The sequence below is a fragment of the Anaerosporobacter sp. genome (assembly GCF_965301125.1).
Genome location: NZ_CBDLAM010000011.1, coordinates 22,602 through 40,338 on the forward strand (window position 1 = coordinate 22,602; position 17,737 = coordinate 40,338).

General features: G+C 34.3%; 13 protein-coding genes and 2 pseudogenes. All 15 read right to left on the reverse strand.

Annotated elements, in window-relative coordinates; translation table 11 throughout:
- A pseudogene (locus tag ACW2QF_RS02255) lies at window positions 1-814 on the reverse strand (ABC transporter permease); the annotation flags it as partial.
- Between the two features lie 2 nt (window positions 815-816).
- Window positions 817-1,485, reverse strand: a complete 669-nt coding sequence (locus ACW2QF_RS02260) for an ABC transporter ATP-binding protein (protein ID WP_455714368.1) — start codon at window positions 1,483-1,485, stop codon at window positions 817-819.
- A gap of 551 nt (window positions 1,486-2,036) precedes the next feature.
- On the reverse strand, window positions 2,037-3,311 hold the full coding sequence (locus tag ACW2QF_RS02265; RefSeq protein ID WP_455714369.1) for a sensor histidine kinase: 1,275 nt from the start codon (window positions 3,309-3,311) through the stop codon (window positions 2,037-2,039).
- Entirely contained in the window at window positions 3,295-3,987 is a 693-nt protein-coding gene (locus tag ACW2QF_RS02270) for a response regulator transcription factor (RefSeq protein ID WP_455714370.1), read from the reverse strand. Before ACW2QF_RS02270 ends, ACW2QF_RS02265 begins: the two co-directional genes overlap by 17 nt.
- Window positions 3,988-4,220: 233 nt before the next feature.
- Window positions 4,221-4,997, reverse strand: a complete 777-nt coding sequence (locus tag ACW2QF_RS02275; RefSeq protein WP_455714371.1) for an SDR family NAD(P)-dependent oxidoreductase — start codon at window positions 4,995-4,997, stop codon at window positions 4,221-4,223.
- A gap of 104 nt (window positions 4,998-5,101) precedes the next feature.
- Window positions 5,102-6,397 (reverse strand): phosphopyruvate hydratase, encoded by a 1,296-nt coding sequence (eno, locus tag ACW2QF_RS02280; protein ID WP_455714372.1) that lies wholly within the window; start codon window positions 6,395-6,397, stop codon window positions 5,102-5,104.
- A 171-nt stretch (window positions 6,398-6,568) separates the two neighbouring features.
- A complete protein-coding gene (locus tag ACW2QF_RS02285; RefSeq protein ID WP_455714373.1) occupies window positions 6,569-7,345 on the reverse strand; it encodes a ZIP family metal transporter in 777 nt (258 codons plus the stop codon).
- A gap of 378 nt (window positions 7,346-7,723) precedes the next feature.
- Window positions 7,724-8,509 (reverse strand): pyruvate formate-lyase-activating protein, encoded by a 786-nt coding sequence (gene pflA, locus ACW2QF_RS02290; protein ID WP_455714374.1) that lies wholly within the window; start codon window positions 8,507-8,509, stop codon window positions 7,724-7,726.
- Window positions 8,510-8,593: 84 nt separating this feature from the next.
- Window positions 8,594-10,846, reverse strand: coding sequence for a formate C-acetyltransferase (gene pflB / locus ACW2QF_RS02295; protein ID WP_455714375.1), 2,253 nt, complete (start codon window positions 10,844-10,846; stop codon window positions 8,594-8,596).
- Window positions 10,847-11,362: 516 nt separating this feature from the next.
- Window positions 11,363-13,012 (reverse strand): FAD-dependent oxidoreductase, encoded by a 1,650-nt coding sequence (locus ACW2QF_RS02300; protein ID WP_455714376.1) that lies wholly within the window; start codon window positions 13,010-13,012, stop codon window positions 11,363-11,365.
- An 82-nt stretch (window positions 13,013-13,094) separates the two neighbouring features.
- The gene (gene ahpC, locus ACW2QF_RS02305) at window positions 13,095-13,658 is read right to left on the reverse strand and encodes an alkyl hydroperoxide reductase subunit C (RefSeq protein ID WP_455714377.1); all 564 of its coding nucleotides are present in this window, start codon (window positions 13,656-13,658) and stop codon (window positions 13,095-13,097) included.
- 332 nt (window positions 13,659-13,990) lie between these two features.
- Window positions 13,991-14,185: pseudogene (locus ACW2QF_RS02310) on the reverse strand (transposase domain-containing protein); the annotation flags it as partial.
- An 86-nt stretch (window positions 14,186-14,271) separates the two neighbouring features.
- Window positions 14,272-15,708 carry a DEAD/DEAH box helicase gene (locus ACW2QF_RS02315; protein WP_455714378.1) on the reverse strand — a complete coding sequence of 479 codons (1,437 nt, stop codon included), beginning with the start codon at window positions 15,706-15,708 and terminating at the stop codon, window positions 14,272-14,274.
- Between the two features lie 352 nt (window positions 15,709-16,060).
- Complete coding sequence (gene gpmA, locus ACW2QF_RS02320; protein ID WP_455714379.1) at window positions 16,061-16,807, reverse strand: 2,3-diphosphoglycerate-dependent phosphoglycerate mutase; 747 nt, start codon at window positions 16,805-16,807, stop codon at window positions 16,061-16,063.
- Between the two features lie 480 nt (window positions 16,808-17,287).
- Complete coding sequence (sufU, locus tag ACW2QF_RS02325; protein ID WP_455714380.1) at window positions 17,288-17,731, reverse strand: Fe-S cluster assembly sulfur transfer protein SufU; 444 nt, start codon at window positions 17,729-17,731, stop codon at window positions 17,288-17,290.
- Window positions 17,732-17,737 lie beyond the last annotated feature (6 nt).

Below are 17,737 nucleotides of genomic sequence, written 5' to 3' on the forward strand. Positions count from 1 at the left end.
TACATTCATTTGCCTTTAGTTCATCTTCTGAAATGATACCAATATATACTAATATTGTTTGAGTTCCAGGATCCAAAGTATACATGACATAAAGTATATTAACAGCTACTTTATTCGAATCGATTCCACACGTCTTAGCCAACTCTTTCATTACATCTTCTGCATTGTCAGAATCAATATCTACCGATTTATCTAAATTAAAATATGCATTATAATAACGACTACCTGATTCTTTCAATTGATTATAGAATTCTTCTGATGTATAACCAACAAGTTTTTCCTTGGAATCTGAATCTTTTAAAATTCCACTAACAACGAATTCAGCACTCCCATACTTATTCTTTAAATCAGGACGATAGTTTAATGAAATATGATCTCCAACTTTTACATCTGGGTATCCTAGTTTTTCAAAGAATGCCTTATCAGAGGCAATTTCGTCTTCTTTTACAGGAAATTGACCTTCCCCTAATGTTTGATCCATATTTGTTAGTTTTCTTGCAACTTCATCGATTGAAAACAGAGAGATATCTATGTCATTCTCTACTTCCCCAACATATGCAATCTTACCAATTTCCTTAAATTCACTACGTAGTTTCATTTCGTTCAATTGCTTTTCAGAAACTCCGCCAAAACTTCCGTAATATCCACCATACAGATTAGAAGCATTCATACGATTTGATTTAACAGAACCATATGCAAAAGTTGCGATAACCATTAACAAGAGTGTTGTTAATGTGACAGATAAAATAATTAATATACTTCTTGTTTTATTCCCTTTATTATTCGATATAGCAAGATTGGTTAAGGTTTTCATGTTCACTTCACCACCTTACCATCTTCTATTACAATTATACGGTCTGCTATCTGCGCTATATCTTCGTCATGTGTAATCATCACTAAGGTTTGCCCGTACTTAGCAGTAGACATTTTAAGTAATCCGATTACCTCATCACTGGTTTTTGAATCTAAGTTCCCAGTTGGCTCATCCGCAAGTATAATGTCTGGCTTTGCAGCAAGTGCCCTAGCAATCGCTACTCTTTGTTGTTGACCTCCTGAAAGGGTGTTTGGAAGATTATAAAGTTTATCTTTGATACCTAGTGTAGCAATAATATCTCCTACAAATGCTTCATCCACCTGTCTTCCATCTAGTCCAATGGGAAGTACTATATTCTCCCACACATTAATTGATGAGACTAAATTAAATGCTTGAAATACAAAGCCGATCTTCCTTCTTCTAAATGTAGCAAGTTCTTCCTCCTTAAGTTTGTAAATCTCTTTGTCCTTGATAAACACTTTACCACTACTTGGATTGTCTAACCCTCCAATCATATGCAATAACGTACTCTTACCAGAACCAGACTTTCCTACAATGGCAACAAACTCTCCTTGCTCTATTACTAGATTCACTTTATCCACTGCACGAAGTTCATTCTGACCACTTCCATAATATTTGCATAGTTCTTCTGTTCTAAGTATTGTATCCATCTTATCCACTCCTTTTGGTTGACTTATATGATTAGGGTGTTAATCGATGTACTTGTGTTTTACACATTGAATGCAAAACTCTATATACATTTTCATAGCTTCTTAGTTGGCGTACTATGACACAAAACACGCTACTCACCTAAGTAATTCTAAGTGTGTACATACTGACATCCAAAGGTTACGGAACCGCCTTCAATTCGGCATCCTGCCTCAGTTCAGGCTGGCTCGGCTTCCTAGGCTATGACGTACACACTAAGAAGTACTATAGATATTTCGCTATCGTTTCTTAGTCATAGTACGTCAGCTAAGAAGCAAACCTACATTTTTAAGAGTTTTGCTTTACTACTATATAGATATACAAGTACAAATTAAGTCAACGAATAATAAATATTTTCGATTATTCACCATTAACTTAACTGACACCCTAATCCTTACAGTTATAAGATAACAATCCCGTCTTTCATTTCACTTACAATATGCGAAAAGAAGTCTTACACTTTTGTAAGACTTCTTAGTCAATTTCCAGATTGATTAATTTCACTTCTTGCCGTTTATGTCATTGCATAGGGAATTTGAATTACAAATACACTTCCATTATCTCCTGTTTTTGAAGTATATACTGTAATGGTTCCTCCATGTCTACTGATAATCTCTCTAGTCAGATAAAGCCCTACTCCTGAACCTTCTTCTGCTTTCACCTTAGACGATTGACCACGATAAAATCTTTTAAATATTTGACTAACTTCTTCTCTTGGAACTCCGATACCTTGATCTTCTATCTCTATTCTTAAGAAAGTTGTGCGTAAGAAAAATCGCGTCGTGATACAACTTCCAGATGGGCTATACTTAATACCATTTTCTAAAACATTAATGAAAGCTTCGCATAACCACTTTTTGTCATGTAAAACTTTCAAATCTGATATCTTTACCTCAGTTTCTACTTCAATGGAGATATTCTTCTCCTCGGCTTTAACATAGACACGATTAACCGCTTCTACGAATGTATCAAAGATACTCCTCTCTTCCCTTTGTATCTCAATCATTCCTGTTTCCATGCGCGAAATATTGATAAGAGCAGCAAGCATGTTTTCTAAACCACGTAATTGTTGATTACATCGCATAGAAAATTCCTCTCTCTCTTTCTCACTTAAATCTGTTTGTTGTAATATATCGAAACAGGTTTTTATCGCTGCAACAGGAGTTTTTAGTTGATGAGAAATATCCGTTACTAAAGATTTTGTTTCTTCCTTCTCAACTTTCATCTGTTCCTTCAAAATCTTCAACGTATTACCAAGGGACTCTAGTTCCATATAAATCCTACTATCTATCAATCCACATTCATCATTCTCTTGTATCTTTGATAAGTCATAAATACCATTACGTAACTGTACAATGACTTCTTCTATTTGACCTAACTCTTCCTTATGACTTTGATTTACTACATTTACTAGTAATTTTGTAAGTACCATAGTTAGAGTATATAAGCCCCCTGAAACAAGAAGAATATATATGAACCTTTGATCTCGTTCTTTCTTATACTGGTCTTTAAATGTGTCTCCATAACCATATTGTTCTAATATAGATGTATTCTTCTCACTTGGTTCAGCGGCCTCTCCCTTTAACAAAGATGTAGCTGTTTTTAGATTATCATCGGATTCAAGCATCGACACTATAATTTCAATCTTGTCCTGATAGTTATTCTCTTCTATTTGAAACAAGAATATATCTACAGCAATCACTAGCATAAGAAACGCTAGTCCAAAATAAAGATATATCTTTTTACTTCTTCTCAAGTCATTCACCATAAATTCATATCCTTTTTTCACATTCTTTCTCCCATATGTACCCAATACCACGTATATTCTTAATATATTCTGGATTAGATGAATCAATCTCAATCTTTTCTCTTAGCCTTCTTATATTGACTGCAATCGTATTCTCATCTACAAATTCACCTTCTAAATCAAACACCTGCTGTAATAATTGATTTTTAGATAAAATCTGTTTTGGATGTTTTAAAAAGATCTGTAACATCTTCCATTCATTTTTCGTTAAGGTAATCTCTTTATCTCCTCTCATAATACGCATCTCGTTAATAAAAAAACAAATATCTCCTGATTGCAAGACATCTACTTTTTCATTTCCAAGCTTCTTAAAAAAGGCAGATACCTTTAATGTTAATACAGATAAACTAAACGGTTTGATTATATAATCATCTGCTCCTGCCTCATATCCCATAACCTGCTCTACTTCCTGATCAAGTGCGGTCAGGCATATGATATGTGCATTACTTTGCTTTCTAATTTTACGTACAAAATCAAGTCCATTTCCATCTGGTAAATTGATATCACATATAATCAATTGTGGATTTGCTTCTTTGCACAACTTTACAGCGGATTTTATAGTGGACGAGGTTAATACCGTATAACCCTCCTTCTTTAAAGAAAAAGCAATACCTCTATTCACACTCTCTTCATCTTCTAAAATTAAAATTGTATTCATACTCACCTCTTAAGTTATCTTATCTTAGAAACCATTTTATCATATATTGGGAATTTATGCTTATAAAAGTTTATTTACTAAATTCACATGCTTAAAAATGCAACAAAAAAAACAACTTTCTGTAGCTATAACCATATGTGAGCATGTAAGTTTTCAAAATCACATATAGCATAAGAAAGTTGTTTTTTTAAAATTTATTTTGATAACATTAGATTTGATCTTTACAAGAATATCTATACAAGTGCACCGCCACCATCAACAATAATAAATTGTCCCTGAACATAACTTGAAGCATCACTTGACAAATATAAGATAGTTCCGTTTAATTCTCCCTTCTTACCTGGACGTCCAGTTGGGTTCAAATGATTATACCCTGTTAAGAATTGTTCGGATTTAAATAGCGTACCTGCAGTCATCTCTGATTCAAAAAGAGCAGGTCCAATGGCATTTACTGTAATTCCGTATTTTGCATATGTACATGCCATACCCTTTGTTAATCCTAGAACTGCTGATTTAGATGCATTATAGGCGTGTCTAGTAAATGTTTCTTCCTTATCTGCAATAACCGCATTAACAGATGCTATATTTACAATCTTGCCATAACCTCTTTCCTTCATCTGTGGAATTACATATTTAGAAGTTAGATAGATTCCTTTTACATTGGTATCGAAAGAGCGATCCCAAGCCTCTTCGCTCAGATCTTCAACGCCACCTCCTTGAGCAATTCCAGCATCATTCAGTACTATATCAATATGACCAAATGTATCAAGTACCGTTTGAATTGCAGCCTTAACACTTTCTTCATTCGTTACATCACATCCTACTGCTATTACTTTTCTACCTAGTTTTTCAATAACAGCTTTAACTTCATTCAACTTTTCAATACGTCTAGCAAGAAGTGCTACATCTGCCCCTGCCTGTGCATATGCAACCGCGGCATCTGCACCTAGTCCAGAACTCGCTCCAGTTACTACTGCAACTTTTCCCGATAAATCAAAATAATCACTCATATTAATCTTCCTTTCTTAATCTTATATTTAAATAGCAAACAGCTATGTGAAACAAATAAATTTGTTCACATAACTGTTTATGTCCAACACCCTTGTTGCAATATTTATTTACGAATATTAAAAGCTCCAAAACCAGGATATACTGCACTAGCTCCTAATTGTTCTTCAATACGTAAAAGTTGATTGTATTTTGCTACACGTTCACTTCTACTTGGTGCTCCTGTTTTAATTTGGCTTGTATTTAATGCTACTGCTAAATCAGCGATTGTAGTATCTTCTGTTTCACCAGAACGATGTGAAGAAATTGCTGTATAACCTGCTTTATGTGCCATCTTAATTGCTTCTAAAGTCTCTGATACAGATCCAATTTGATTTAATTTAATTAAGATTGAATTACCACAACCTAATTCGATACCTTTTTCTAATCTTTCTGTATTAGTTACGAATAAATCGTCTCCTACAAGTTGGATCTTATCTCCTAATTCCTTAGTCATAAGTTTCCAACCGTCCCAATCTTCCTCATCAAGACCATCTTCGATTGAATAGATTGGATACTTCTCACATAATTTCTTCCAATGATCAACTAACTCTGCAGAAGTAAACTTCTTTCCTGTCTTTGGAAGTAAGTACTCACCTTTGTTTCCAGTCTTCCATTCACTTGATGCTGCATCCATTGCTAATACGAAATCTTTACCCGGTTCATAACCAGCTTTCTTAACAGCTTCAAGAATAAGTTCGATTGCTTCTTCATCACTAGCAAGGTCTGGTGCATAACCACCTTCATCACCAACACCAGTTGCAAGGCCTTTGCTCTTTAACAAAGCACCTAGTGCATGGAATACTTCTGTACTTTGACGTAAACCTTCTTTAAAGCTTTCTGCGCCTACTGGCATAATCATGAATTCTTGTACATCTACAGTGTTTGCTGCATGAGCTCCACCATTAAGTATGTTCATCATAGGAACAGGAAGTCTGTTTCCATTTACTCCACCTAGGAATCGATATAATGGAATTCCTAGTGAAAGAGCTGCTGCTTTCGCACTAGCAATTGATGTTGCAAGAATTGCATTTGCTCCAAGTTTTGATTTATCTTTCGTACCATCAGCTTTAATCATTGCCTGATCAATAGCATAAATATCAGATGCATCCATGCCGGATAATACATCGTTAATAATCGTATTAATGTTTTCAACCGCTTTGGAAACACCTTTTCCTCCAAAACGTCCTTTATCACCATCTCTTAATTCTAGAGCTTCAAACTCACCAGTTGATGCTCCACTTGGCGCTGCGCCTCTTCCAATTGTTCCATCTGCTAAATATACCTCAGCTTCTACAGTAGGATTCCCTCTGGAATCTATAATTTCTCGTCCGATTACTTTTTCAATTTCTAAATAATTCATAGTCTCACCTTTCTTTGAAATTATCCTTCTACTTTAAAACTAGATCAAAGTAGAAGGAGTTCAAATGATTTATTCGTAGTTAGTTTCATCTAACCATGCTTAATTATACCACTTTCTCAATTATTTTACAATAGTAAAATCAATAAATATTATCATTATTAATTTATACTATTATCCAAGTGCAACATCTAATACCATCATTATTGCAAAACCAAAGGCAAATCCCCATGTACTTATATCCGTATTCCCTTCTTTGTAGGCCTCTGGAAGTAATTCTTCAATTACTACATAAATCATAGCTCCCGCGGCAAAAGAAAGGAAATATGGTAATGCTGATGATATTACATTTGACATTAGTAATGTAATTCCTGCGGCAATTGGTTCTACGATTCCTGATAACATTCCATATGTAAATGACTTCTTCTTACTATTTCCCTCTCCTCTTAATGGTAATGAAATAATTGCTCCTTCAGGGAAATTCTGAATTGCTATACCAATTGACAATACAAATGCTGATGTAATACTAATATTCGCATTATCACCCAAAAGTCCAGCAAACACAACACCTACTGCCATACCTTCTGGTATATTATGAAGGGTAACTGCTAACACAAGCATTAGAGTATTACTTAATGATGTTTTAGGACCTTCTGGTTTATTTTCATTCATATGTAAATGCGGTATAATACGATCTAATAAAAATAGAAAAGCTATACCTATAAAAAAGCCTATAACCGCAGGTACAAAAGAAAATTTCCCCATGCTTTCTGACATATTAATAGATGGTATTAACAATGACCATACTGATGCTGCAATCATAACTCCTGATGCAAAACCCAGTAATGCTCTTTGGATACTATCTTTAATCGTATTTTTCATAAAAAATACGCAGCCAGCTCCTAATGTAGTACCGATAAACGGTAACAATAATCCTAATAGATATTCCATATTCAATAACCTCCTTTTCTTTTTTCTTATGTATTCATTGTAATTATATCACAAATTTTTAATTTTTATATATCTCTAAAGATTTTCTTGAATTTTTATTATCCGAATATATATAAATATGCTATATCATTTTCATCTTAAGCATTGCTTTACCTTCACCAATAAACCTATGTATTTCACCTTACGAAGATTCTACGTAATTGAAATGCAACATCAAAAAAACAACTTTTCGTAGCTGTGTGCCATATGTGAACATATATATGTTCACAAAATGGCATACAGCGTAGAAAAGTTGTTCTTTTTGCTGGTGTGTGAAAGCATTTAGTTTAAATAACATAGCGTACTACTTGAATTTGTAGCAGTTACTTCTATAAAATTTTATTCAAGATACCCCGTATAACGGCTAGTTTCAAGTATTTCATTTGCTTTTTCTATCGATTCTTTCGTAGGTGTTTTAACATCGGCTAATGGATACTCTTTACCTAGTTGCTCCCATTTAAAGATTCCTAATGTATGGTATGGAAGTATCTCAAATCTCTTAACTGTCTTTAAAGTTTTCACGAATTCTCCAAGACCCTTTAAGTCTTCTTCTGAATCTGTGATTCCTGGTACTAATACATGTCTAATCCACATATCTTTCCCTTCATCAGATAGATATTTGACCATATCTAATATATTAGCATTACTCCAACCAGTAAGTTCTTTGTGTTTTTGATCATCAATTTGCTTGATATCAACTAGAAATAAATCTGTATATTTCATTAGTTCATTAAACTTGCTAAAGAAAGGTTCTTTTCTTGTAAACGAATTTCCTGAAGTATCAAGTACAGTATTTACCCCATTTTTCTTCGCAATTTTAAATAGCTCGATTACGAAATCAATCTGTAATAGTGCTTCTCCACCACTTACCGAAATACCGCCATTTTCTTTCCAGTAAGCACGATATTTATATGCTTTTTCAAAAGCCTCAGATGCTGTCATACTTACACCAGCGGACGCATCCCAAGTATCTGGATTGTGGCAGTATTTACATCTCATGTGGCAACCACTTAGAAAATATATATATCTTACACCTGGTCCATCTACAGAACCAAAACTTTCAACAGAATGAATTAGCCCTCTTACTTCAGTTGATTTTACTTGACTATTATTCTCCTGCACCATGTCTTTCTCCTTTTCAAAGAATGGCAGGTAAATCCCTGCATAAACAGTATCTACCTGCCATTAATAAAATTATTCGTATATCAATTACATTTGACCATGGAATGTTCTTGAAATTACATCCAATTGTTGCTCTCTAGTAAGGTCGATGAATTTAACTGCATAACCAGATACTCTGATTGTGAAGTTTGCATATTCTTCTTTTTCTGGATGTTCCATTGCATCGATTAATTTTTCTTTACCGAATACATTAACGTTAAGGTGATGAGCACCTTGATCGAAATATCCATCCATAACATTAACAAGATTAGTAATTTGTTCATCTTCGTTATGACCTAAAGCATCTGGATTGATAGTTTGTGTATTTGAAATACCATCAAGAGCCCATTCATAAGGAATCTTAGTTAATGAGTTTAATGAAGCAAGAAGTCCTGAATTTTCAGCACCGTAACTTGGGTTAGCTCCTGGTGCTAATGGTTCTCCAGCTTTACGTCCATCAGGCATAGCTCCTGTAGCTTTACCATAAACTACGTTTGAAGTAATTGTTAAGATTGAAGTTGTAGCTTCAGAATTTCTGTAAGTATGACGTTTCTTAAGTTTAGCAAGGAATGAACGAAGTAATTCAACAGCGATATCATCTGCTCTATCATCATCATTACCGTATCTTGGGAAGTCACCTGTAACTTCATAATCAACTACAATACCATCTTCATTACGGATTGTTTTAACTTTGGCATATTTGATTGCACTAAGTGAGTCAACAACATGAGAGAATCCAGCAATACCTGTTGCGAATGTACGTCTTACATCAGTATCGATAAGAGCCATCTCAGCTGCTTCATAGTAATATTTATCATGCATGTATTGGATAATGTTTAGTGTATTTACGTAAATTCCAGCTAACCAATCCATCATTACATCGTATTTCTTCATAACTTCATCATAATCTAAATATTCAGAAGTAATTGGTGTATATTGAGGTCCTACTTGTGCAAATGTTTTTTCATCAACACCACCATTGATAGCGTATAATAAACACTTAGCAAGGTTTGCTCTTGCACCGAAGAATTGCATTTCTTTACCAGTTTGTGTTGCAGATACACAACAACAAATTGAGTAATCATCACCCCATACAGGTTTCATTACATCATCATTTTCATATTGTACTGAACTTGTATCAATAGAAATCTTAGAAGCGTATCTCTTGAAGTTCTCTGGTAATCTTGATGAGTAAAGAACTGTTAAGTTTGGTTCTGGTGAAGGTCCCATGTTTTCAAGAGTATGAAGGAATCTGAAGTCAGTCTTTGTAACCATTGAACGACCATCAACACCTGTACCTGCAACTTCAAGTGTAGCCCATACTGGATCACCTGAGAATAATTGATTGTATGATGGAACTCTTGCAAATTTAACCATTCTAAATTTCATTACTAAGTGGTCGATTAATTCTTGTGCTTCATCTTCTGTAAGAGTACCGTTTTCTAAATCTCTTTGAATGTAGATATCAAGGAATGTTGAGATACGACCAACACTCATAGCCGCACCATTTTGAGTTTTAACAGCTGCTAAATAACCAAAGTATAACCATTGAACAGCTTCTCTTGCATCCTTAGCTGGTTCTGAAATATCATAACCATAAGAAGCAGCCATTTTCTTCATTTCTGCTAATGCTCTGTATTGTTCAGAGATTTCTTCTCTTTGACGGATAACATCATCTGTCATAACTCCGTCACCACAGTTTGCATGGTCTTTTGCTTTTTCTTCCATTAAGAAATCAATACCATAAAGTGCAACTCTTCTGTAATCACCTACAATACGTCCACGTCCGTATGTGTCAGGAAGACCAGTGATAATTTTGTTACGACGAGCTACTCTAATTTCTGGTGAATATGCATCGAAAACACCTTGGTTATGAGTTTTATGATATTCAGTAAATATTTTATGGAATTCTTGGTTTGGTTCATATCCGTATGTTGAACAAGCTTCTTCTGCCATCTTAATACCACCATATGGCATAAACGCTCTCTTTAATGGTTTGTCAGTTTGTAAACCTACAACTTTTTCAAGATCCTTATCTTCTTCGCTGATATAACCTGGTGCATGAGAATTGATACCAGATACAATGTCTGTATCCATATCAAGTACTCCGCCTTTTGCTCTTTCTTCTTTTTGAAGCTCTTGAAGTTTACCCCAAAGTTTGTTTGTTGCTTCTGTTGGATCAGCTAAGAATGATGCATCACCATCATATGGTTTATAATTATTTTGAATAAAGTCTCTAGTATTAACTTCTTCTTTCCAAAGTCTACCTTTAAAACCTTGCCATTGCTCTTTTTGTTGCATTGTAATGCCCTCCTAACATATCACTTTGTACTTCTTTTGTACACATACTTATTGTTTATTGTCTTTTGTGTTTTGTATATTGTATACATTAATTACCGTAGTAACAACTTGGTTGTTAGCAACAATAATTGATCTGATATGATAATATCACTTTTCTATTATAAAATCCATAGTTTTTATCAAAGTATTTAATTTAATACAATTTTCGACACGGTATAGTTGGCACAATTCAAAAAAAACTTCAAGCACGCTTTTTTTAAGCTGACTTGAAGTTCTTATTTTAATTTATATATCAATTTTATATTTGGTATTCTAACTAAATTCTTTTCAAATAATTCTTTAAATAATTTTTGATACCAAATATACAAATAACAACTAACACTAAACCAATAATTGCAATTTCCATATTGTTTGTACCTCCTAATCTATAATCCTACGTTATCTAGTTAGTCACGTCTAACCTTAATATTATAATACCACATTTTGGTAGCATAAGCAATATGGAAAGCAAGAAAATTATTGATTTATAATATCTGCTAATTCACTGATACTCTTTTTACCAAAGTGAACCGTTTCGTCATTAACAACCATACATGGAACACTCATAACCTGATACTTCTCTTTTAATTCAGGATAATGCATTAAGTCTATCATTTCTGCTTCAATGTTGTCTGAAAGTGTTGCTGCCTTTTGTGCAGCCATAACTAACTCTGGACACATAGTACAAGACAAGGATATCATAATTTTAAGATTTACTGGCTTATTAATATCTCTTATCTTCTTCTCTACCTCTGGTTCTACCTCTTTTCCAGGTCCAGCAACATTATAAAGTGCAATTATAAATGAGTTAATTTCATGTCCACCTGGCACTCCATGGAACTCTATTCCACTACTTCTGCCATCTGCATAACAAACTTCGATAGTTGGAAGCAAACGTGAACCCGCAACTTGTTCTTCTCCCTCAATCCATGTCACTTTATCCGTCAGACTTACAAATTCTTCAACAAAACCTCGTACTTCATCTGAGATTTTTCTGTCATCTAACCAAGTCTTTAATATAACAGGATTTTCAAATTTCGCAAAAACGCCTCTTAACTGATTCTTAATATCGCTACTTAAGAAGCCACCATCTTCTGCGTCATCGTTAACATTATGTTGATTTTCAACTTCTTTTGTATTGGTTTGTTTTTTAGTAACTTCTAGTTCAGGTATATTAAGTTTTGCATGTAAATCTGAAACATATTTCTCTAAAGAAGTTGCTGCAATGGCTCCATCTGAAACAGCAGTAACTACTTGTCGTAGATTTTTCACACAAACATCACCAGCCGCATATACCCCTTCTAAGTTTGTCTTTTGATTGGCATCTGTAATAATGTAGCCTTGTTCATTTACTCCGACTACAGATGGGAGCCATCTTGTATTTGGTACATAACCTGCGAATACGAATACACCGAAACCTCCATTTTCCTCTGCATCATGTGTCCATTCTTCACCTGTAGCATTGTTTCGGAATGTTGCTTTTCTTAGCATACTATCACCGGTAACTTCCACTACTTCTGTATTAAATACAGCAGAGATCTTATCGTTTTCTTTTATATGATCCGATACTGTTTTTGCACAAGTAAAATCTTCTTCACGAACAATTAACATTACTGATTTTGCATATCTTGTCAGGAATAATCCTTCTTCGACTGCTGCAAATCCACCACCAATAACGAATATATCCATACCAGTAAAGAACTCACCATCACATGTTGCACAATAAGCTACTCCTCTACCTGCGTATTCACTCTCTCCCTTGAAGCCTAATTTTCTTGGATTCGCACCAACGGCAAGTATAACTCCTAAAGCCTTATATTCACCTTTAGTTGTATGGATAATCTTAACATCGGATTCTAGCTCCATGTCGTTTACTTCAGCACTCAAGAACTCTGCCCCAAAAGATTCTGCCTGATTTCTCATATGATCCGTCAGTTCTTTTCCGCTAGTTCTCTCAATACCTGGATAGTTAATAACTTCTGACGTTATAGTAATCTGTCCACCTGTATTTTCTTTTTCAACAACAAGTACTCGATACTTTGCTCTTGCCATATAAATTGCTGCTGATAAACCTGCAGGTCCACCTCCAACAATAATTAAGTCATATAGATTCTTTGTATCTGTCATTTGTTAACCTCCTTTTAAGAATACCCCGTCTCTTGAATCGAGGCGGGGTATCCTGATTTATATTTCTATCTTTAAATACGGATTAAATTAATCCTACAAGTTCAAGACTTGGTTTTAAAGTCTCTGCACCTGGTTGCCATTTAGCTGGGCAAACTTGATCTCCATGCTCTGCAACGAATTGAGATGCTTGCACACGTCTGAATAATTCATCTGCATTTCTTCCTACATTACCTGCGATTACTTCATAAGCAACAACCTTGCCTTCTGGATTAACGATAAAGCTTCCTCTTTCTGCTAAACCATCTTCTTCAATCATAACATCAAATCCTCTTGCTAATACTCCTGTTGGATCTGCTAGCATTGGATATTGAATTTTCTTGATTGTCTTTGATGCATCATGCCATGCTTTGTGAACGAAATGAGTATCGCATGATACTGAATAGATTTCACAACCAATTTTTTTGAACTCTTCGTACTTGTTAGCTAAATCTTCTAACTCAGTAGGGCAAACAAAAGTAAAGTCTGCTGGGTAGAAGAAATACACTGCCCATTTTCCTAATGTATCTTCTTTCTTAACTTCTTTAAACTCACCATTTACATAAGCTTGAACTGTAAACTCTGTTATTTCTTTATTGATTAATGACATAATTAATTCCTCCTGTAATTTAAGTTTTATTCGTTAGCCATTTCTAACTTGAGTTAAGTATATCATACAAAAAAACAAATTGCAATATCAATAATAGTAATTATTACTGATTTAATGATTGAATTTTATCAACAACTTTGAATTACTATTTTTGTAAACATATTCATTTAGAATCACGGAATATGTTAGACGAGTTTTGAAGGAATAGAATGAGAAATAAACGTAAGCGTCTTCTCAAGCACGCATTTAAAAAAGACGTCAACGCCAGTATAATAAATTTACTGATGTTGTGGCGTCTTTAAGTTTTTACATTTCGTTGGTATCTTTTCTGATCACGGAAGCAAATCAGATACCTGTAACGTATCGTTCATTTGAATCTGCTCGAAGACATATTCGAGATAATACAAAGGTTTTAGGTTGTTTGCAATCGCCGTCTGTATAACACTATAGATTAGAGCAGATGCGTTAGCACCATTCTGAGTATTTGAAAATAGCCAGTTTTTGCGACCAATCACAAAAGGTTTTATTAATACAAACACGCCATAAGACATCGATGTAACCATTCTTGTTTCTGGATAAAATCAGACAAAACTTAATGCGATATTACTCACTTTTACTTATTCCATTTTTTACTTATTCCGTTGTTTTTAATTATGCTCTTACTCTTTATATTCCCAACATTTTCCTTTGCATGAATTGTAATATTACATTCTGTGCTATTCTTCCCTCTGAATTTAAGCTTATCTTTAGTTTCTTTGTTAGCAGTTTGATAATTTGTATTTTTGTTAACAGTCTTTCCTTTTTCTTTACCATTTCGCTTTTCTTTACTCTTAACCACTGCTTTACCTTGCATATTTATCTGTTTTGGTTTATTTTCCACTGACTTTAACGCTACTGGATTTCTTGATTTACGTTCTGACTTTTCAAGAATTAACATTGGCCACTGAGAAGGTACTTCCTCAATCATCTTACCAATATGCTTTTCAATATCTCGTAAACTGTCAATATCATCATAGTTACAGAAATTAATTGCATTGCCACTATAACCTGCTCGTCCAGTTCGTCCAATTCGATGAATGTACATCTCTGGTGTATCTGGAATATCATAATTAATTACATAATTAAGTTCTGCTATATCAATACCTCTTGCAGCTACATCAGTGGCTACAAGCACTTTAATACTTCCGTCTTTAAAATTTCGAAGCGCTAGTTCTCTTGCACTCTGACCTTTATCACCATGAATAGCCATTGCCGTAATCTTAGCTTTATTAAGCTTTAGCGCTACTTTATCAGCAAAAATTTTCGTTCTCGTGAAGACAAGTACACTAGTCATATTCTTCTCTTTGATAACATATGTAAGCAAAGAGACCTTATTCGTTCGGTCTACAAAATAAACAGATTGATTAATTGCATCCACAGTACTTGTAACAGGATCCACTTTAATAATTTTAGGTGATTTTAAGATGGTACTAGCTAACTTCTCAATCTCTTTTGGCATCGTCGCACTGAATAATAGTGTTTGTCGATTCTTTGGTAAAAGTGGAATGATTCTCTTCATATCATGGATAAATCCCAAGTCAAGCATCTGATCTGCTTCATCTAGCACAAACATTTCGACTTCACTTAACTTAATATAACCTTGATCGATTAAGTCGTTCAATCTTCCCGGTGTTGCTACAAGAATGTCTACTCCACTCTTAAGTACATTAACTTGCGTATTCTGTCCAACGCCACCATAGATGACCGCCACGCTTAAGCCTAGTCCTTTTCCAAATTGTTTGATATTCTCATGGATTTGAATTGCTAACTCTCTCGTTGGAGATAAAATCAATCCTTTTATTTTCTTTCTTTTTGAACCTGATAGTTTATGTAACATTGGAAGTACATAAGCTGCCGTCTTTCCAGTACCAGTTTGTGCACATGCTAATACATCATGTCCTTCTAATAACAAAGGAATTGTTTTGCTCTGAATCGGGGTAGCCTCTGTATAACCAATTTCCTTAATCGTATTCAATAATTCGTTTATTAATTTTATTCCATTAAATTGCATTCTCTCTTCCATTTCTTAATTGTATTTTACGTGTAGGATACTAGTATAGCATACAATACCCTCAAATACTATGAAGAAGTGTTTTATCCTTTGATCCATATCATAAAATCTCCACAATATTTATCGCTAATAAATAAAGCCCACATCGTGATATGTCCCCTCTTTACTGGATGTCCAGTAAAGAGGGGACATATCATCGGTGATGTAGGCCTTCGAAATTGTATCAATTATTCGGTATATCTTCACTTATACTTCATATGTAAACCTTGTAAAAGATAATTCCAAACCTTCTCCTACTCAGCTACAAATATTAACTGCAGAACTCATAACATCTGAATATTCATCATTATTATTATTTTTCAACACTTCCTTGCTTAGCTACCGCTTGCATCTTTTTCTCAATCGCTTCTTGATTTCCTAGATATTCTTTATGTACAAATTTTCCGTTTTCGTCAAGTTCATAAACAAGTGGGATTCCTGTTGGAATATTTACATCAATGATTTCTTCCTCAGAAAGTCCTTCAAGGTATTTAACTAATGCACGTAGTGAATTACCATGTGCTGCAACTACCACTCTTTTACCTGCCTTCATATCCTTTAAGATATGTTCTTCATAATAAGGAACTACTCTAGCGATTGTATCATCTAGGCTTTCTCCTAAAGGTAGAAGATCTTTATCTTCCTGACGATATTGTTCTTGTAATTTAGGATTTCTCTCATCTGTTTCCTCAAGAAGTGGTGGTGCAATATCATAAGAACGTCTCCATATCTTAACTTGATCTTCACCATATTTTTTAGCAGTTTCTTCTTTGTTTAATCCTTGTAGTGCACCATAATGACGTTCATTCAATTTCCAAGTCTTAATTACAGGAAGCCATGCTCTATCCATCTCATCTAGTGCATAGCCAAGAGTATGAATCGCTCTTTTCAAATAAGATGTATAACAGATATCAAAATCATATCCATTTTCTTTTAAAGTTCTTCCTGCTTCTTTTGCCTCCATCTCACCTTTATCAGACAAATCAACATCAGTCCAACCAGTAAAGAGATTCTCCTTGTTCCAAATACTCTCTCCATGACGTAATAAAACTAATTTCATAATCATTTCTCCTTTTCGTAGTACATTAATTTGATATATATTCTAATTCAATTACTAACTTTACAAAAAACCTAAATTGTACTTGTTTATCTATTTGTATAACTATATTTACATATGTATCTATATGTACTTGCATTTATATATGTAGTTGCGTTTCTATATGTACTTGTGGTTCTATACAGTAGCACCGCAAAACTCTCAATAATGTAAATCCGCTTCTAAGCTAACGTACTATGACTAAAAAACGATAGCGAAACACCTTAGCACTTCTTAGTGTGTACACCATAACCTAGGAAGGCGAGGCACGGAAGCCGAGCCAGCCTGAGCTGAGGCAGGATGCCGAATCGAAGGCGATTCCGTACCATTTGGATAACCATAATGTACACACTTAGAAGTCCTTAGGTGTGTAGCGTGTTTTGAGTCATAGTATGTCAGCTTAGAAGCTATGAAAACCTAAACAGAGTTTTGCATTCAATATGTTCATGTAGCACTCTCTTTTTGTTGAATGATATCTTCCATTGTATGCCATGCCAATAAAGCACATTTCACTCTCGCTGGCATATTAGATATATTTTTAAAAGCAATGGCCTCTTCTAATTTCTCAAGTTCTTCTTGATCAGTAATTTCTCTTTTTATCATAGAAATAAAAGTTGCTATAATCTCATTTGCTTCTTCAATTGTCTTGCCTTTTATAGTATCTATCATGATAGAAGTAGAGGCTTGAGAAATGGCACAACCATGGCCTGAAAAAGCTAAATCCTCTATTCTATCTCCATCTAATTTTACCTCTAACTTGATTTCATCACCACAATTAGGGTTATGTCCCATTTGACAGTAGTCTGCTTTTTCTAAATCTTTCTTATTTTCTGAAAACATACTATGTTCCATAATTAAATCATTATAAACCGCACTTAAGTCTTCCATTTATAT